The sequence below is a fragment of the Oscillospiraceae bacterium MB08-C2-2 genome, from assembly GCA_035621215.1.
In the GTDB taxonomy this organism is placed as follows: Bacteria; Bacillota; Clostridia; order Oscillospirales; family Ruminococcaceae; genus WRAV01.
The window spans coordinates 1,188,073-1,206,793 of the sequence record CP141729.1; the positions used below are offsets into that span (position 1 = coordinate 1,188,073).

An 18,721-nucleotide genomic window follows, 5' to 3' on the forward strand; every position below is an offset into this window, starting at 1 on the left:
TTTGGTCGGCGCTACTGGCGGCGGCCTATTAGTGTTCCACCTTTTCGCGTTGCTGTTTTTCTTCATTTTCCTATTGACTTCTTATTTGCAGGCTTTTCACAACAGATTCAAGGTGGAATGAGTATAGCACAAAAACAAGGTGCCGTCAAAGGAAAACCTCTCCTGCATCCGTTAGGCCAAAACAATCTGGGCGGCATGCCGCCTATTTTGCTTCGCTCTCTTGGCTCAGACCCGAAAGCCGTTTAGTGCATAGAAATAACCCAATCCCACAAAGAAGCAAGAGCGGAGACAGCCAATGAAAAGAGCTCCGCTCAAAAATCTGACCAAACAGCGGAGGGATGAGGGTAATACCCGCATAGGCGCTGGCCATTTGCAGGCTCATAACTCCCTGTGCGTTCTCTTTGCCGAAATAAACCGGGGTTTGGTGCAGCAAAGAAGGAAAAACAGGCGCAAACCCTGTGCCCACCAGCACAAATGCCGCCAATGCAAAGGGAACGGGCAGAGGCAGCAGCAGCAAAATCAGCCCGGTGAACATGGTCGCCTCCCCTATACGAATTAAGCCTTCAGAGCCAATCCGCAGCGAAGCAAAGCCGCTTATAAAACGCCCAAGCGTGATTCCCACAAAGAAAAGGGAGCTCCACCCAGCGGCCGATTCTCCCCCTAGCCCCCGTGTGTTGACTAAATAACTGGCACCCCAAAGCATAAAGGTGTTTTCCGCCGCTGTATAAAAGAAGAAGGCCAGCATAGCACTGGGCGCACCAGCCAGCCGCAAGGAATTAAACAATCCCACTCTTTTTTCCGGGAGCTTCTCGGCCTGATTGGGATTAGGCAAGGCTTTGGCTGCCATTTTTTTCCACATAGGCAGAGAAAAAAGAAGCAGAACCACCAGCACAACCTGAATCATGGCAACGCCAAAATAACCGCTGCGCCAGCCCCCACCCTGCCGGGATAAAAAGGAAATCAGAACCGGCCCCAGCATAGCGCCCACTCCCCAAGAGCAGTGCAGCCAGCTCATATGGTAAGCCTCATAATGCTCAGCCACAAACTCATTGAGGCCGGAATCCACTGCACCTGCACCCAATCCAAGGGGAATAGCAAGAAGCAACAGCCAATAAAAAGACGGCGCATAAGAAAATCCAAGAAGCGCCAGCGCTGTCATGGCAACGCTGACCGCTGTGACTTTTCCGGTGCCAAACCGCTGTATAACTCGGTGAGAAAACAGGCTGGAAACAATGGTGCTGCAGGAAATGGCCACCGAGATATACCCGGCATTTCGCACCGGTACCCCAAAGGTCTGCTGCATCAAAGGCCACGATGACCCCAAAAGAGAATCGGGAAGCCCCAGACTGACAAATGCCAGATAGATGAGTGCCAAAAAAACCATATATAAGTGCCTCCTGCCGCATTTTATTTAGTAATCTTAAAATACCGGGGAGATATTCGAACATAAACAGATGATAGCACTACTACCAAATTCTGTCAATTGTAAAGAGCCAAAGTGTTTTCTTAGCCTTACATGAGACAGACCTTTTGTTGTTTTGCTCTATATATTTCCCTGAAAGATTTTACCTTCTCTTATATATCGCCGATTTTCCCCTCATCAGGTGGACTTGCTGGTAAAAAGTAGTATAATAACCTTATATTTTATAGGAGAATTGTAGCTTTTATTTTTTAACCCCGCTTTTGTCTCACAATCGCTCCCCTCCTTTTTGCGGCATGCGAGGGAGAGCACTTTTTGGCAACATTTCCACGATCTAAGGAGGAGTAGGTGTGTTTATGAAAAGAAAAGACAGCCCAAGCAGCACTTCCGGCAAAAAACTCAAGGGAATGAAGACCCTGCGGTCTAAGATTCTGCTTTTTTTGGGTGGATCTGTTATTCTTTCCTATCTGGCAGTCGGCGGCATGCTGTTAAGCTTAGTAGCAAACTCGGTTTCACATTTGAGCAACAATGAGCTGAGTGCGAAATCTCAATCCGCCGCCAACGACATTAAGGGCTATTTTGAGCGATACCTTGAAGTCTCAAAACAGCTTTCTTCCAACAGCCAAATGGAGGCTCTTTTTAACGGAGTGAAATCAGGCGGAAAAATCGACCGTTATAAGGATTTCACAGCTGTTCGGCGAACTTTGGAAAATGTACATAAATCCAACGAAAGCACCATTCTTTCCGCTTGGGTGGCGGATGTTGATTCCAGCACGCTGGCCCAGTCGGATGGCTATATTTCCGGGTCTGACTTTCATGTAACCCAGCGCCCTTGGTTTTTAGAGCTGGATATTGCAAAGCAGCCCATTATGACCGAGCCTTATGAGGATTTTGTAACCAAATCCCAGATTGTAACCATTGTGGCTCCTGTATTCAAAAGCGGAACACAAGAAATCATCGGGGCAACCGGCGTGGATATTCTTCTCGATGATTTGGCCAAGACAATCCAATCCTACACACTGGGCGATACCGGTTTTTATGTTCTGGTTACCGGAGCCGGCAAGGTTATTTATCACCCTGTGGGCGAGATCATAAACCAAAGTATTCAAGATGCAGATATGTCCCCCAACATCAAGGAGGCACTGCTCTCTAAAAGTGAAGGCAGTGTTGAATATTCTTCTTATGGGGTGGATGCCCACGGCTATGTTACCCCGGTGGGAGACACCGGCTGGGTGGTGGCAACCGGGCTGCCTGCCACTGAATTTTATCAGGAATATACCCAAGTGCTGCGTACTATGCTGATCAGCTTTATCCTTGCACTTGTGCTGGTCTTGATTATTCTGGTGATGATCTCCAACGGTATTGTTACCCCCATCAGGAAGCTGACCAAAACAGCGGATCTTATTGCGGAAGGCCGGCTGGATATAGCGGTGGATGTGCAGACACGGGATGAGATCGGGCGTATGGGAATCGCTCTCAACCGCACTGTTATGCAGCTTAACCAGTATGCCTCTTACATCGCAGAAATCACCCATGTATTGGACCGTATGGCACAGGGCGATATGTGCATTCGCCTTGAGCAGGATTATGCAGGGGAATTTTCCGCCATTAAATCCGCTTTTCATCGTATCTCCGAATCCCTGAACCACACTCTGCTTTTAATCAACACCTCTGCCAATCAGGTGTATTCCGGTTCTTCTCAGGTTTCCAGCGGCGCACAGGCACTGGCAGCCGGTTCCACCCAACAGGCCTCCTCAATCCAGCAGCTTTCTTCTGCCATCCACCTGGTGGCTGATCAAGCTGCCGGGAACGCCGCTAATGTCCGCCAAGCCTCCGAGCATATGGGCGAAGCCGGTGAAAACCTCAGCGAAAGCAACCGCTATATGGAGCATTTGATTACGGCAATGAAGGAAATCGGAGATGCCTCCGCCCAGATCACCAACATTACCAAGGTCATAGAGGATATCGCCTTCCAGACCAACATTCTGGCTCTCAACGCCGCTATTGAAGCCGCTCGTGCAGGTGCTGCGGGTAAAGGTTTTGCCGTTGTTGCAGATGAGGTCCGCAATTTGGCGGCAAAATCCTCTGAGGCTGCCAAAAAGACAGCGGAGCTGATCGGGCATTCCGCCCAAACCGTGGCCAACGGTGAGCAGATCGCACACGACACCGGACTGATTCTGGAGAAAACAGCGAAAAATTCCGCCATGGTGGAAAAGCTGATCAAAGAAATTGATATTGCCTCTGCCCAGCAAGCAAGCGCCATTGAGCAAATTACCCAAGGCCTTTCGCAAGTATCCGCTGTTGTGCAGACCAATGCGGCCACCGCCGAGCAAAGCTCCGCAGCCAGCGAGGAGCTGACCGCACAGGCCTCTATACTCCGTCAGGAGGTTGCCAAATTCCGCCTGGAAGAAGAAACCGCTCAGGATTTTAGCCCGGCCCCTGCCCTTTTCAGTGAACCCAATCGAGCAAACGGGTTTGCTCTGAATGCGCCATCGACAAAATATTAATATGAGCTTCTCTGCTGACAGCTAAAAAAACTGCCCCTGCCGGGTTTCCGGCAAGGGCAATCTTTTTATGCAAGCTATAGAATTAACGATTCACAATAAAGGGGCATTCTTTTCCGCTGAGAACATCAATCAGATTCTGCACCGACATATTGGCCATATTGTTCATAGCCTCGGCAGTGTGAGCAGCGGTGTGAGGAGTCAGCACTACATTATCCAAATCGAACAGAGGAATGTGCTTGGGAGGCTCATCCACAAAAGCATCAATTCCCATGCCGCCCAGATGCCCGGATTTGAGCAGCTCATAGGCTGCGCCATCATCAATAATACCGCCGCGGGCAGTGTTGATAATGATAGCACCCTTCTTCATCTTGCTCATGGCCGCTTTATCCAGCAGGTTGAAGGTTTCGGGAGTGGCAGGCAGATGCAAGCTGATAAAATCAGACTGCTCCAACAACTCATCCAGAGAAACAGGGGTAATGTTGTTGCTCTTGGCATATTCCATGTTCATGAACGGATCATAAGCCAGAACCTTCATGGAAAAGCCCTGTGCACGCTTGGCAACACCCTTGCCGATAGCGCCCAAGCCCAGAATACCAATGGTCTTCTCATAAATTTCCACACCATCGGATTTAAGCCATTTATCTTCCTTCATGCCTTTATCCAGACGGGGAATTTCCCGGGCAACAGCCAGAAGCAAGCCTATTGCCAAATCAGCCACAGCCATGGCGTTGGCGCCGGGGGTATTGGTAACCACAATGCCATTTTCCTTGGCGGCAGCAATATCTACACGATCATAGCCTACGCCATAACGGGAAACCACTTTCAGCTTGGGGCAGGCGTTCAGAACTCTGGTAGTAATAAAATCAATACCGGCTACCATACCATCACAATCCTGAAGCAGCTCTATCAGCTCGTCTTCTTCCAAGGGGCGGTGCTGGGGGTTGATGACAATTTCATCCGCAAATTCCTTCAAAGCGGTCAGAGCAGGGATTTCCTCCTTGGATTTAAAGGAAGATGGTGTACAAAGCACTTTCATAATCAGCATTCCTTTCCATTATTCTAATAACAGGCAAATCGGCACGGTCCGCACAGTCAAAAATCAGTCCCTTTACCGGATGCTGCTGAACGTTTACAAAACGCCCTCCCGCTTGCGGTGTATACAGGGAATAAGGCATCCCCCTATCATCTGCGGAGAGGCTATGTAAATACAAATTTAGTATACCAGCCTGCATGCTCCGTGTCAACGGATTTTCTTCTCTTACCGGCCGTCTTCGCAAGAATTTGTTTAAAGAGATGCACACCCAATCGTTAGGGTTCTGCGAAATAGGGCTGTGCACTTTAAGCTGATTGTGATACAATTACCCAAGAAACGTGCGTAATAATATACCGCTTACAGCTCTAACAAAGTTTTCGCTATAAGATAAGGAGACTGCCACTTGGATATTATTGAAACCCGCCGCCTGCGTCTGCGGCCAATGGAAGAACCGGATGCTCCCGCCCTTTTTCTATGGGCCAGCAGCCCTCATGTGGGGCCGGATGCCGGATGGAAGCCCCACCAAAATGAAGAAGAAAGCCTCCGGGTCATTCGCTCACTGAGAAAACAGGAGGAGCTATGGGCCATCGAAAGCCTGGATACCGCAGAATTGCTGGGCAGTATCAGCCTGCGAGGCGATGCAAGGCGCCGCAGTGTTGCGGGTGCCTATTCCATGGGATATGCGCTGGCGGAAACAGCATGGGGCAACGGTTACATGACCGAAGCGGCCAAGGCGTTGGTTTCCTATACCTTTGAGGTGCATGGTGCACAGCTGCTTTCGGCAGATCATTACCCTCACAACCAGCGCTCCCGGCGGGTGATTGAAAAATGCGGCTTTTCCTATGAAGGTTTGCTGCGCAAGGCGGCCCAGCTCTATGATGGGCAGGTGCTGGATGTGCTGTGCTATTCCATCACAAGAGAGGAATATGCCGCCGGTAAAAAGCACTCTCTTCCCTCACTCATTTCTCTCGGCGGAGCCAAGACTAAAAACTAACTGGTTTTGGATATACCCAACACTTTCTCAATTTACCAACAACAAAAGCCGTCCTTTAAAAGACGGCTAAAAGGGCGACCAAAACTGAGTCATTGATCGAAACGTTTTTTATTCAGTTTACTAAGCTTTATTAAGTAAAATAAGCTTCTCTAACCAACACTCTTGTAAGTGCCAGAGGTCATTCTGCCACATAGAGAGCCTGATTGTTGCCTCTAAGATGGCTGAGAATGCTATCCGGGGGCTGTTGATCGGTAATCATGGCGTTCACGTGTTTGAGAGAGCAAAAGGTCATCAGGGAAACCACATAAAACTTGCTGGCATCCACCAACAGATAAACCTGCTGGCTGTTTTGCGCCACCATGCGCTTAATATCATACTCTAAAGGAGAAGAATGCGTCACATCCCCATTGCTGGAAATACCGGTGGAACTCATAAACGCTTTGCTGATATTAAAACTTTGCAGCACATCAACAGCACTTGGGCCCACAAAAGACAGTGTCTTGCGATCAAGGGTACCGGATAAAGAGAGCACATTGATGTTTTTATAACGCACGGCCCGAACAATCACCTCCAAATTATTGGTGATGATGGTCAGGTTGGGGACATTCTTTAAAAACTCGATCATATGCCGGGTAGTGGTACCCGAATCGATAAAGATAACATCTCCATCCTCAACCAGCTGAGCAGCTTTGGCTGCTATACGCTTTTTGGCCGCCAAATTGCGAACATTGCGCTCATCAAAGGAGGTCATTTCCTTAGCAGTACGGACACTGACCCCGCCATATATTTTACGGATGGTTCCCCGGGCCACAATTTCATCCACATCCCGGCGAATTGTATTCTTGGAAACACCGAATTTCTGGCACAAATTATCCAGCGATACAGTACCATTTTCAAAAATGTAGTTTTCAATCTCGTTAATTCGTTTGGAACGCATATCAGCGTCACCTTTCCCGTCAGCTGCCGGAGCAGCCAAGCATACGATGATAGTCTAGCTATTTAAGTATACATGTAAAGCAAATGCTAGTCAAGTTTCAGATATATTTAATTCGCATTCAACTGTTTTTCAGCAGTATATCTTAATTTTTTTGCAATTTTATTGTATATATTGTCGAATAAAGCTGTAAAAATAAGTGGGGTTTATAGTATAAGCGAATGGATTCGGGAGGATTACGCCAATAATTCTCCAAGTTGTACTTTATAATTACCCAATTGATTCCAATAATATATCCAAGAAGAACTCATTTTTCGATTTGTCAATAGCTTTTTATCGCCGCCACTCTGTCAATACGCCAAATATGGGATGAAAGAAATAGCAGAGAAGGCAAATTCTTCAGTTTAAAAAATCCATAAGGGTTTTGTTGAAAACTTCCGGCTGATCACAATTTAAAGCGTGGCCGCTCTGATCGAAGGGATAGAGAACGCTTTGGGCAATTTCCCGATGCAGCACCTCCGCCATAGAAAAGGAGCATATTCGATCCAACCTTCCATGTAAAATGCCGCAGGGTACACAAATGGATTTCAAATCCGCCTGCACATCTTCATCCCGAAGGGCCTCCAACGCCTTAATGGTGGAATATCCCGCTGCTTCCAAGCAAAGGGAGCGCATCCATTCTTTAAAGGCCGCAGGCGGATTGGAGGCAAAAAGCTGCTCCACAAACTCCCGGACCGTTTCCGGGCGGTCCTGATAAAGACTTGTGATAATGGAATTGACTTCCGCAAGGGTTTTTCCATAGGGGTAGCCGGGCCTCTGCACAAAGGAGGGAGCCGCCGCACCGCACAGAGCCAGCTTCTGAACCCGATACCCTTTATACCTTGCCATATAGCGGATGCAGATCGCTGCACCCATGGAAAAGCCAATAAGCTGCACGCTCGGCACCCCAAGGGAACAGATCACGCTGTGGAGATCATCCGCCATACGGTTATAGCCATAGCCATCCCATGGCCGGTCAGAGCCGCCAAAGCCTCTCAGATCAAGCAGCACACACCGATAGCCCATTTCGGGCAGGACATTGGTTTGCAGCTCATACATATCCATACTTAGGGGCCAGCCGTGCACAAACACACAGGTTTTGCTGCCCCGGGGGTTGATATCCGAAATTTGCAGACGAACATTGCGTTCCACACACAAATAATACATACAGCAGCCTCCCATTTCAAGCGGATACCTTGCAAGTGCTGATCCTGTCTAACCCTATGCGCTCAGGGAAGTCCGCTAGAACCACTATGCTGTCATTTTTCTTGGTGGAGTTGCGCAAACAGCTTGGACGATGTATACTTGCCCTGAAACCACTCAAAGCAAGGAGGAGAAAACGCTGTGAATGCAAAGCAAGACCGTGTCATCCTGCACTGTGACTGCAACGCTTTTTTTGCCAGCGTGGCGGAAATTTCTCATCCTGAGCTTCGCAAAGTACCCATGGCCATCTGCGGTGATCCAGAGAGCCGCCGGGGCATCATTCTGGCCAAAAATCAGCTGGCCAAAGGCTTTGATGTTCAAACCACCGATACAGTCTGGCAGGCACGCCAGAAATGCCCGGAGCTGGTGCTGATGGCCGCTCAGCATCACCTCTATTCCCACTACTCCCGTATCATCAACAGCATTTATGAGCAGTATACCGATCAGGTGGAGCGCTTTGGTATTGATGAAAGCTTTTTGGATGTAACCGGCAGCCTGCACCTGTTTGGCGGCGACGGTGTGGCGCTGGCCCATCAAATCCGCAGGCGTGTGGAAAAGGAAGTGGGCCTGACCATTTCTGTGGGCGTATCCTACAACAAAATTTTTGCTAAGCTGGGCTCGGATTACAAAAAGCCCAACGCTGTCACCCACATCAGCCGCGAGAATTACCATGAAATTGTCTGGCCTCTCCCCGCCTCTGCCATGCTGATGGTGGGGAAAGCCACGCAGGAAAGCTTGGATAAGCTGTATATCCACACCATTGGAGAGCTTGCTGTTGCGGACGAAGAAATGCTCAGCAGGCGGCTGGGAAAGATCGGTTCCCAGCTGCACCTTTACGCCAACGGCTTGGAAGATAGCCCGGTGCTCCATGCCGGTGAGGAACCGGAGCTCCAGTCGGTGGGCAACGGCATGACCTTTCGCCGTGACTTGGTGACTCAGGAGGATATCAAAACGGGCCTGACCGCTTTGGCAGACAGCGTTGCGGTGCGTCTGCGCAAGGCGGGGCTCCAATGCATGACTTTGCAGGTTACCATTAAGGATACCAACTTGAAGGTGATTACCCGGCAGAGAGGTCTGAGAAACCCCACCTTTCTGGCGGCAGAGCTGGCCCGGGAGGGGCTTGAAATTGTGCTTGCTTCTTGGAAAATCGGCGTGCCCATCCGCATGCTGACTCTGACTGCCTCCAAGCTGGTGCCTATCGGCGAGGCCCCCACACAGCTTTCGCTGTTTGAAGCCAATGCTCCGGCGGATACTGCCCGCAGGGAACAGCTTGAAAAGGCTATGGACCGCATCCGTGACCGTTTTGGTGCTGAAAGCATCTCGCCCGGCAGCATTCTGAAAAACGATTTGGGCATTCAGGATCATCACGAAAAAGAGGATTAAAACCCTTTCTTGCTCTAAGAAATAAAAAAGCGCAGACCTCGCACCAATCAAGGTGAAGGGTCTGCGCTTCTTTCGTGATGCAGTCGGTTTATTTCTGCTTTTGCCGACGGCTGAAAACCCAGATACATACAGCGGTGCTGATTCCCAAGAAAGAAAGGAACAAGCCGGTATTCCATCCGGCCGGTGTATAGACCATTTCCACCGTATGCTCGCCTTGTGTCACCGGAACGCCCAGAAAAACTTCTGCTACAGCTTCGGTGGGAATTTCTTTGCCATCCACCTTCACTCGCCAACCATTATCAAAAGGGATGGTGGTGGTGATAATCCCATCGTCGGGAGCGGATAAAGTTCCCCGGAGGGTGCGGTCATCAAAATAAGAAAGCTCCATAGCACTCTCATTGGCCTGCTTAGCCGCTTGCGCCAGCAGTTCTGTATCCATACAGTAAAAATCAGCCGATTGATAGCGCAGGCGGTCGGAATTCACATTAAAAGTAAGGTTTATATTTTCTTCGCTGCCCAATGTCAGCACTCCATCGTGGCGGTAAGAGAAATAAGGCCCAGCCTCCCTATTGTTAATAAAGGTATCCGCCGCCTTGAAATATTTGTTTTTATAAACCTTGATCAAACCATAGGCCGGCTTTCTCTGGGGGTTTTCCACGATAAAACGCAGCTTGGCTCCATCCAGCAAGCTCAGCTTCTCCATTTGAGTAAAGTCTTCGGCTTCAATCTTTTGCAGGTTCGCTGCTTTGATATCCGAAACCTCCAGCGGTGTAAAGATATCGTCGTATTCCTCTCCCAAAAGAGAGCTGAGGAGATAATTCTGAGCCACAAACGCATCGTAGCCCTCCAAGGAAATACCAACAACATCCTCGTTGGCAAAGAATGCCATCGGGAACACAGCGGGGTTCTCATACACATAGGTTTGGCCATCGTAATCCAGAAGGGTATAGTGATTCTCCAGAGGGGTTTCCGACAAGATATATTTGATACCCAGCAGGGAATTGGTCACAGGAGTGGCTGTATTAAAGCGCACCTCATTGATGGTGCCGATATCATAGCCCAAAAGGTGAAGCAGGCGGTTGAGGCGTTGGTCGGTGGTGGTGCTGTAGTGGGAAATCCCCCTATAGCCCAGCCCCATTCCCCCATTGGCGGAGCGCAGCTTTGTCAGCTCCATGCGGTAAAGCCCTTGATCCTGCTGCTGGAGCTTCTTGACAACCGGTTCATACTGCTGGCGATACTCTGTATAGCTTTGATATTCGGTATAGCCGAACTGTTTGGAAATGCCATCAATAATTGTAAAGGAATTGAGATAGGTTTCGCAGCAGATCACGGTGAGCATAAACACCGCCAGCACTCTGGCATTGTAACCGGAGCGCCCTGCCATAAACAGAAGAATGGTATAAATCAGCGCAAAAAGCCCCGTAACAACAAGCTGCTGCCAAGTGACCTCTTCGAACTGCTCCAAAGCCACCAGCCCCAAAATCAACAGCAAAATACCACAGGCCACCCCCAGCACTTTAGCGCTGATTTGCTCAATATGGCTGACACAGCGAAGCCCCATATGCAGCAGTAAAAATCCGAAAACGAAGGAATAACGTGCGGGATACCAAGTGGGATATTCAAAGGCGTGCCATGCCAAATCCAAAGCACTGTAGGAAAAGCTCACCAGCATAAAAAGGGTGAACAGGCCAAAAATCACCTTTTCCCGCCCGGATATGGCCTTGCTGAGGAAGAAGACAATCACCAGCAGCAGTGCCAGCGTTGTGCAGAAAATATTGGGTGAGCCTGAATTGGTCAGCGAATCATAGGCACCCACTGTCATTTTGGCCATCAGTTCAGTGAAGGTATAAGTCAGCTTGTGGGTAATGGTAAGCTCCCACATGCCCTCCTGCCCGTCCCGCAGGTTCATAAAGGCAGGCAGCAAAAGAGCGGCACAGCAGCAGGCCGCTAAAAAAGCCGAACCAACAAAGCGCCCCAGCTTAGCCAGATACTCCCGAAAGCTGTGGCTGTAGCGGCTATCCGCAAAATAAACGGCAGTGAAGTAGAGGAAAATAAAAACCCCAGCCATAAAAGAAATATAGTAGGTGGTGATAAAGATATAGATCAGGCTGAGAAAGAAAAGCCTGCACTTATTTTCCCGCAGAAGCTTTTCCGCTCCCATGGCCACCAGCGGCAAAAAGGCTACTACATCCAGCCACATCAGATTGGAGGTATAGGCCAGATTGTAAGAAAGAAGGCTGTAAGCCACCGAAAAAGCGACGTTCATATGCCCCTTCAATTCAAAGGTATAACGGGTATAACTCGAAAAAAGCAGCCCGGCCAAGCCCAGTTTGAGCAAGGTCATAAGCAATACGGCCTCAGTGATTTTCTCCAACGGAAACAATACAACCAGCAGCAAAAAAGGGCTTGCCGTATAAAAGGCCACCAGCCCCAGCATATCCAGCCCCATGCCCATATTCCAGGAGCGAAGAAGACTCCCCTCTCCCCGGAAAAAACGGTGAATCTGCGCATAATAGTCAATGTATTCGCTATCCATATCCAGAGTCAGCAAAGTGCTGTCTCCAAAAGGGTAGGCGCCTAAAATCATAAATACAGCCAGAGCAATGGCCACCGGCAGAATAAAAGCCAGAAAAAGCTCCCATCGGCCGATTCTGTTCTTTAAATGCATCTTTTCATGTTCTCCTTTGATTTGCTACAGCCAATCCAAAAGGCCGGACAGAAATCTCGTTGTCGTTTTCTTGGCCCTATGTCCTGTACCCAAAAAAACCGCTTTCTATTATACTATGTATTTTTTTCTCAATTATAGTAGAATTCGTTTTTCACTGTGATTTAAAATGTTTTCTATCCTGAGAATGCACCTCCACATCAAGCCTAGTTTTATGGATTGTGCAAATAACTTTATACAATACCGCTCCAGCAAAACAGACCCTATATTTAAAGCCGTTTTGATTGTATGCAGGCCGCACGCTTATGCCTGCCGGTGCACCTCCGATTACATCTGTATGGCTTGGGATCAACAGCGCTGTTTCGAGGCAAATACAATCAGCCCCGGCAGCAAAGGAAAAAAATTCACTATTTCGAAAAAGCCTTTTGTTGCTTAATAAATTAAAAATGAAAATTCCGCAACAAAAACCCCGGCCATAAGCCGGGGTCAGGCTGTTCGTCTTCCTGCAAAAGCATTTGCAGGAAATCCCTTGCAATTTATTAAAATTGCGGTTCTAGCCAAACGTATATGCTTATAATTTCACAGAACAAAATTACACTTTAAGACTCTATTACTATAAAGCCCCCAAGTTAGTTTTGTCAAGAGCCAATTTAACGAGCCACCGGCCTTGTGGGATCAGCAGGCTGCCGTGGCCGAGCAGCCGCAGGTCTTGCGCCTGCCGCCCCAGAACGAACAGCGGCCGTGCGGGTAACCTCTGCCGCCGGATTGGGGATATAGCAGCCATGCAGCAAAAAGCCAGTCAGCAGGCCAAACAGCAGCAGGCTGACGCCTCTATCCAGTGCCATGGCCATACGCACATCCGCAGGAATCAGCGGCGAAGGCCCCAACAGCATGGCGGCATCCGATAAAAACAGCAAAGCCACCAGCACCATATAGCTCAACCGCTTATCCAAAAAAGAGCGTAGGGGAACCACCGCAATCAGAGCATAGGCCAATCCTTTGAGAAGAAGCACCGGAATCAAGCGGATATTTGTGAGCAATACATTAACCAGCTCCGTATCCATTCCTTGGTTTTCAGCTACACCAGAAAAGAAAACCCGTGCAGCCTCAAAGCGCCATTGCAGAAAATACCAGCTTACAAAATACAGGACCACATAAACAACGGTGAGCAGAAGTATTTTCAGAAGAAGCCCCACGACATTCAGCTGATAGCCTGATTTAACTCTGGCCTTTTCGCCATTGGAATCCAATTTGGGGATGCATAAAAAGGCAAGGAGCAAAAGCAGAGCACTAACCACCATTCCTCCTGCCACTGAGACCAGTGTATCGTTGAAGGATGCTGTGCCGGGCGTGCCCTGAAGCAGCAGGCCGCTGAAATTAGGGATAACACACCATGCGCCAAAGCAGGCAAGCAGCAAGGGCAAAAACAGCTTTGGGCCCCTGCCCTCTCCTTCTGAGGCCCCAATAACCGCCGCAGTGGAGCAAATAAAGGCCCCTGCCATCATAAAGCCATATTCCCGAAGGGAAGGAAGCAGCGCGGCAATCTTTTCCCGGTGCTCGCCCGAATAGGGAAGCAGCAGTTGAATAAATACCATAAACGAAGTATATACCACCGCTAAAAGCAGCGCCACAGGTATCTGCCGAAGTATATCGGATGGTGACGAAAGATCAGCTGGCCGGCCGGTGGATCGCAAAGTATTATTAGCCATTATTTATTCCTCCAACCCCCCTGTGGTGTATCCGGGAGCCCCAATTCTATATTTTAAAAACCCAGTGAGCTGCCAATTAAGCGTATCACTGCTTTACATGACTACTATTTATATACTTCGTCACTTATCCCAGAAACTGAACGCGGCAATGTGGAATTTTTCTGAAGTTTTCCTTCTTTCGCCAACAACCCGCTGAATACCTTTGCTGTTTTTTCCATCTCTGTGAATTTAAGCGCATTGCTTTTTAACTAAAAAACGCAAGGCTTTTCGGTCAAAAACCAATATAATATGTATTGACAACCAATTAAATCAGTATTATAATATCGATATAGTCCTCTTATTTATAGAGAGGCTAGATTAAAGGTTGTTTTCTTTTTTAAGCTTGTTTGTTAAATAATTATCCAAATCCCTGTACACCCCGAAACCCGAATAAATCAGCAGGAGGTTTATCAGAATGGCAAGATTTACATTACCAAGAGATCTTTATCACGGTGCAGGTTCTATTGAGAATCTTAAAACTCTTATAGGTAAAAAAGCAATTGTGGTTGTGGGCGGCGGAAGCATGAAGCGCTTCGGCTTCTTAGATACAGTTGTTTCCAACCTGAAGCAGGCCGGTATGGAGGTTCAGCTTTTTGAAGGTGTTGAGCCTGATCCTTCTGTTGAAACTGTTATGAAGGGTGCTCAGGCCATGCGGGATTTTGAGCCTGACTGGATTGTTTCCATCGGCGGCGGCTCCCCTATCGACGCTGCAAAAGCAATGTGGGCTTTTTATGAATACCCCGAAACCACTTTCGAAGATCTGTGCATCCCCTTTAACTTCCCCGCCTTGCGCACCAAGGCTAAATTCTGTGCCATCCCTTCCACTTCCGGCACCGCTACCGAGGTTACCGCTTTCTCGGTTATCACCGACTACCAAAAGGGGATTAAATATCCTCTGGCCGATTTTAACATCACCCCGGATGTTGCCATCGTAGACCCGGATCTGGCTGAAACAATGCCTAAGAAGCTCACCGCTCATACCGGTATGGATGCCATGACTCACGCCATTGAAGCTTATGTTTCCACCTTGAACTGCGATTACACCGATCCTCTGGCTCTGCATGCCATCAAGATGGTCAGCCAGTATCTGGCAGATTCCTACAATGGCGATAAAGAGGCTCGTGCCAAGATGCACAATGCCCAGTGCCTTGCTGGTATGGCGTTCTCCAACGCCCTGCTGGGTATCGTACATTCCATGGCGCACAAAACCGGTGCCGCCTATTCCGGTGGACATATTGTGCATGGCTGTGCCAATGCCATGTATCTCCCCAAAGTTATCAAATTCAACGCCAAGGATAAGACCGCTGCCAAGAGATACGGCGAAATTGCCAAGTTCCTTGGTTTGGAAGGCAAAACCGACGATGAGTTGGTGGATGCTCTTATCGCCCATTTGAAGGGTATGAACAAAACTTTGGATATCCCCTCCTGCATCAAGGATTATGAGGGCGGCATTATCGATGAGAAGGAATTCCTGGAGAAATTGCCTAAGGTTGCCGAGCTTGCAGTGGGCGATGCCTGCACCGGCTCCAATCCCCGCAGCATTACTCCTGCCGAGATGGAAAAGCTCCTCACCTGCTGCTACTACGATACAGAAGTGAATTTCTAATCTTTATTGCCTTTTATAAGAGCAGGATTTATTCCCTGCCCTGAGGCTGCACACAAGAGTTTACACCCCCATAGTTCCCCCGAATTGTGCCCCTTCGGCACAAGATGTGTCTACAGTCTGAGAGCAGGGTTATGCCCTGCTCTCTTTTTTATAGGTATATACAGAAGAGCTGGGCCTCCGGCTAAATCATCCATGCCTATCAGAAGTGTGAAAAAGCTGATTTGTGCCTTAAAAGGTTTCATGCTATACTAGTCTTAACACTTTAAAGGAGAATGAGGATGGAAAGCAAAGCTATGACGGTGACCTGCGCTAAAAACCCACTCATCACCATTGAGGTTACGCCCGGCCACTTTGCCACCAGCAGTTCCCATATCAGCCATTATTTTGATATGAGCGGGCTGAAATCCAGTGTGCTGGTTGCCAAGGATGCGGCCCGGGAGCTGGCAATCCCTTATCTCACACACGATATTGTGGATGCTATCGTATGCCTTGAGGGAACAGAAGCCATTGCCTCTTATCTGGCCCAGGAGCTGCTGGAGGATGGCAATCTGGTTATGAACACCAATGGGGATATCCATGTTCTCACACCGATGAGCAGTGTGAAGGGCAAGCTGATCTTCCATCAGAACATGCGGGAAAAGATTCACGACCGCAATGTTATCATTATGGTGGCCTCGGTAACCAGCGGCAAGACCATTCGCCGTGCACTGGACTGTCTGAGCTATTACGGGGGCAATTTGGTGGGAATTTCGGCGCTGTTCAGCGCTGTGCCGGAAATTGACGGGCAGGAGATTCATTCCCTGTTCACCTGTGAAGATATTCCGGATTACCGCTTTTACCGTTCCTCTGAATGCGAAATGTGCAAAGAGGGCCATGGTCTGGACGCTGTAGTCAACAGTGAGGGCTACACCGAGTGTGCCACATAAAATAAATTTACAAGGAGATGATTCCCATTAATGAACTGACTACCCTGCAAAAATTCTTTTCCAGCATCGGCTTTATGGAGATCACCATTCCGCAGCTGATTATGATTGTTCTGGCTTTGCTTCTGGCGTATCTTGCCATTGTAAAAAAGTATGAGCCACTTTTGCTTCTTCCCCTTGCCTTTGGGATGATGATCGCCAATATACCTTTAGCTTTTCTTTCGGCCCACGATCAGGGTGGTCTGGTTTATTATTTATACCGGGGTATTGAATTGGGAATCTATCCGCCTATGATTTTTCTGTGCATTGGCGCTATGACTGATTTTGGCCCGCTGATTGCTTCCCCCCGCAGTGCCCTCATCGGGCTGGGGGGCCAACTTGGCATCTTTGTGGCTCTCGGCGGCGCACTCTTAGCCGGTAAAGGGCTGGCCGCCATCATTCCAGCCTTTGAGGGCTTCACCATACAGGAGGCTGCGGCTATTGGCATCATCGGCAGCTCGGACGGCCCCACCTCCATCTATGTGGCTGACCGCCTTGCACCGGGGCTTTTGCCCACCATTGCCATTGCCGCCTACTCCTATATGGCACTGGTGCCGCTGATTCAGCCCCCCATTATGCGGGCCCTCACCACCGAGAAGGAACGAATGATTGTAATGCCCGCACCGGAAAAGGTAACCCGCCGCCATCGCATTATCTTCCCGCTGGCCATGACTCTGGCCACTCTTTTGCTGGTGCCCTCCGCAGGCCCGCTGATAGCGATGCTGATGCTGGGTAACCTCTTAAAGGAAAGCGGTGTCACCGATCGGCTGGTGCGCTCTCTGCAAAACGACCTTCTCAATGTTTTAACCCTGCTCATTGGTATTTCCATCGGCGCCACCGCTACAGCGGATCGTATGCTGAACCCCAAAACCCTGTTGGTGATTTTGCTGGGGCTTATCGCTTTCTGCTTTGGAACAGCGGGCGGCGTGCTGGTTGCCAAGCTGCTGTGTAAAGTCACGGGCGGCAAGGTTAACCCATTGATCGGAAATGCAGGTGTTTCTGCCATGCCTATGGCAGCCCGCGTTTCACAAAAAATCGCTCAGGAATACAATCCCTCTAATCATCTTTTGATGCATGCCATGGGCCCTATTGTTTCCAGCACCATCGGCTCGGCCTTGCTGGCGGGTATCTTTATCGCCTTTTGGGGATAAAGCCAACATAAGGTATAAACCAAAAATGCAATTTGGAGACCTGTATGAAGAAAAAAAAGTTGATTATGCCTGCGTTTTTTCTGTGTATTTTTTTGTTTGCCGCCTTTTTCGCAGTTTACAGATATGTAGGAGTAGGCGGGAAAATAGTTAAGATAGAGGCCAACCGGGATAAAGGCTTTTACACAGAGTACTACTTATTTATACCCGATACACTGAATGCAGCCGATCAAACATTCCTGCTTGTAGAGTGCAACAATACAGGCTCTGTGGATGATAACCACAAAACACATAGGGACGCTGCCTATAATACGATTCGGTTCGGCCAATCGAATCGTATCGCACGAAAGCTGGGAGTTCCTTTAATTATACCTTGTTTTGACAGGCCGGAAACGGATTGGCAAATGTATACACATGCATTGGACAGAGACACTCTTTTATGCGAAAATGGTGCCTTATCGAGGATTGACAGACAGTTGAATTCCATGATTGACGATGCAAGAACGGTTCTTCGTGCAAAAAACATTTATGTGCAGGACAAGGTATTGCTTAACGGCTTTTCAGCTTCAGGTAGTTTTGCAAACCGCTTCGCCGCTCTATATCCAGAAAGAGTGGCAGCAGTTGCAGCTGGTGGTTTGAATAGCATGGCGATTCTCCCTATGGATAGTCTCCAAGGTCATGAACTGATTTATCCCGTAGGCATTTCTGATATTAAACAAATTGCCGATTTGACATTTCAGTTGTCTGCATTTGCCAATGTCCCCCAGTATTATTACATGGGTGCAGAGGACGAAAACGACTCCCTTCCATTCGATGATGCCTATTCCAATTTGGAACGCAAAATCATTACGGAGGTTTTAGGCGAGGATATGAAGGTTCGATGGGAAAACTGCCAAAAACTATATGAAAGCCAGAGCATCGAAGCCCAATTTCATACATTTCAAGGAATTGGTCATGAAACCTCGACGGAAATTGACAAAGATATAACTTCGTTCTTTGCGCAAGTCATGGATGAATACAAATAATTTGCTTGATATAATTTAGTGCATCTTATTATCAAGGACACCCAATAAGCATAA

13 protein-coding genes are annotated in these 18,721 nt (G+C 48.6%); 7 read left to right on the forward strand and 6 right to left on the reverse strand.

The genetic code is table 11. The annotated features are described in order from the left end of the window. Window positions 1–202: 202 nt before the first annotated feature. Window positions 203–1,384 carry an MFS transporter gene (locus U6B65_05315; protein ID WRS28553.1) on the reverse strand — a complete coding sequence of 394 codons (1,182 nt, stop codon included), beginning with the start codon at window positions 1,382–1,384 and terminating at the stop codon, window positions 203–205. Between the two features lie 392 nt (window positions 1,385–1,776). On the opposite strand from U6B65_05315, the gene U6B65_05320 reads away from it, so the two are divergent. Then, complete coding sequence (locus tag U6B65_05320; GenBank protein ID WRS28916.1) at window positions 1,777–3,927, forward strand: methyl-accepting chemotaxis protein; 2,151 nt, start codon at window positions 1,777–1,779, stop codon at window positions 3,925–3,927. Window positions 3,928–4,009: 82 nt separating this feature from the next. Here the strand turns inward: U6B65_05320 and U6B65_05325 are convergent, their stop codons facing one another. After that, on the reverse strand, window positions 4,010–4,963 hold the full coding sequence (locus tag U6B65_05325; protein ID WRS28554.1) for a phosphoglycerate dehydrogenase: 954 nt from the start codon (window positions 4,961–4,963) through the stop codon (window positions 4,010–4,012). A gap of 400 nt (window positions 4,964–5,363) precedes the next feature. Between U6B65_05325 and U6B65_05330 the strand changes: the two genes are divergently transcribed. Beyond that, a complete protein-coding gene (locus tag U6B65_05330) occupies window positions 5,364–5,954 on the forward strand; it encodes a GNAT family protein (GenBank protein ID WRS28555.1) in 591 nt (196 codons plus the stop codon). Between the two features lie 178 nt (window positions 5,955–6,132). Here U6B65_05330 and U6B65_05335 read toward each other — a convergent pair whose 3' ends face one another. Together U6B65_05335 and U6B65_05340 are read right to left on the reverse strand one after the other, a co-directional pair. Continuing rightward, a complete protein-coding gene (locus tag U6B65_05335) occupies window positions 6,133–6,891 on the reverse strand; it encodes a DeoR/GlpR family DNA-binding transcription regulator (GenBank protein ID WRS28556.1) in 759 nt (252 codons plus the stop codon). 396 nt (window positions 6,892–7,287) lie between these two features. Further along, window positions 7,288–8,094, reverse strand: a complete 807-nt coding sequence (locus tag U6B65_05340; GenBank protein WRS28557.1) for an alpha/beta hydrolase — start codon at window positions 8,092–8,094, stop codon at window positions 7,288–7,290. A gap of 177 nt (window positions 8,095–8,271) precedes the next feature. Here U6B65_05340 and U6B65_05345 point away from each other — a divergent pair, with 177 nt between their 5' ends. After that, window positions 8,272–9,513, forward strand: a complete 1,242-nt coding sequence (locus tag U6B65_05345; protein ID WRS28558.1) for a DNA polymerase IV — start codon at window positions 8,272–8,274, stop codon at window positions 9,511–9,513. Window positions 9,514–9,601: 88 nt separating this feature from the next. On the opposite strand, the gene U6B65_05350 is transcribed toward U6B65_05345, so the two are convergent. Further along, the gene (locus U6B65_05350; GenBank protein ID WRS28559.1) at window positions 9,602–12,181 is read right to left on the reverse strand and encodes a YfhO family protein; all 2,580 of its coding nucleotides are present in this window, start codon (window positions 12,179–12,181) and stop codon (window positions 9,602–9,604) included. A gap of 647 nt (window positions 12,182–12,828) precedes the next feature. Beyond that, window positions 12,829–13,887 (reverse strand): hypothetical protein, encoded by a 1,059-nt coding sequence (locus U6B65_05355; protein WRS28560.1) that lies wholly within the window; start codon window positions 13,885–13,887, stop codon window positions 12,829–12,831. A 454-nt stretch (window positions 13,888–14,341) separates the two neighbouring features. Between U6B65_05355 and U6B65_05360 the strand changes: the two genes are divergently transcribed. From U6B65_05360 to U6B65_05375, 4 genes are all read left to right on the forward strand, one after another. Next, entirely contained in the window at window positions 14,342–15,532 is a 1,191-nt protein-coding gene (locus U6B65_05360; protein ID WRS28561.1) for an iron-containing alcohol dehydrogenase, read from the forward strand. 278 nt (window positions 15,533–15,810) lie between these two features. After that, a complete protein-coding gene (locus U6B65_05365; GenBank protein ID WRS28562.1) occupies window positions 15,811–16,458 on the forward strand; it encodes a phosphoribosyltransferase in 648 nt (215 codons plus the stop codon). A 17-nt stretch (window positions 16,459–16,475) separates the two neighbouring features. After that, window positions 16,476–17,645 carry a sodium ion-translocating decarboxylase subunit beta gene (locus U6B65_05370; protein WRS28563.1) on the forward strand — a complete coding sequence of 390 codons (1,170 nt, stop codon included), beginning with the start codon at window positions 16,476–16,478 and terminating at the stop codon, window positions 17,643–17,645. 44 nt (window positions 17,646–17,689) lie between these two features. Then, entirely contained in the window at window positions 17,690–18,667 is a 978-nt protein-coding gene (locus U6B65_05375) for an alpha/beta hydrolase (GenBank protein WRS28564.1), read from the forward strand. The last annotated feature ends 54 nt before the right edge of the window (window positions 18,668–18,721 follow it).

Excerpts from the sequence above, each read along its gene's own strand:
- U6B65_05360 (WRS28561.1), top strand. The coding sequence starts at position 14,342 with ATGGCAAGATTTACATTACCAAGAGATCTTTATCACGGTGCAGGTTCT.
- U6B65_05355 (WRS28560.1), bottom strand. The coding sequence starts at position 13,887 with ATGGCTAATAATACTTTGCGATCCACCGGCCGGCCAGCTGATCTTTCG.
- U6B65_05340 (WRS28557.1), bottom strand. The coding sequence starts at position 8,094 with ATGTATTATTTGTGTGTGGAACGCAATGTTCGTCTGCAAATTTCGGAT.
- U6B65_05375 (WRS28564.1), top strand. The coding sequence starts at position 17,690 with ATGAAGAAAAAAAAGTTGATTATGCCTGCGTTTTTTCTGTGTATTTTT.
- U6B65_05320 (WRS28916.1), top strand. The coding sequence starts at position 1,777 with ATGAAAAGAAAAGACAGCCCAAGCAGCACTTCCGGCAAAAAACTCAAG.
- U6B65_05350 (WRS28559.1), bottom strand. The coding sequence starts at position 12,181 with ATGCATTTAAAGAACAGAATCGGCCGATGGGAGCTTTTTCTGGCTTTT.
- U6B65_05365 (WRS28562.1), top strand. The coding sequence starts at position 15,811 with ATGGAAAGCAAAGCTATGACGGTGACCTGCGCTAAAAACCCACTCATC.
- U6B65_05370 (WRS28563.1), top strand. The coding sequence starts at position 16,476 with ATGATTCCCATTAATGAACTGACTACCCTGCAAAAATTCTTTTCCAGC.
- U6B65_05325 (WRS28554.1), bottom strand. The coding sequence starts at position 4,963 with ATGAAAGTGCTTTGTACACCATCTTCCTTTAAATCCAAGGAGGAAATC.
- U6B65_05335 (WRS28556.1), bottom strand. The coding sequence starts at position 6,891 with ATGCGTTCCAAACGAATTAACGAGATTGAAAACTACATTTTTGAAAAT.
- U6B65_05315 (WRS28553.1), bottom strand. The coding sequence starts at position 1,384 with ATGGTTTTTTTGGCACTCATCTATCTGGCATTTGTCAGTCTGGGGCTT.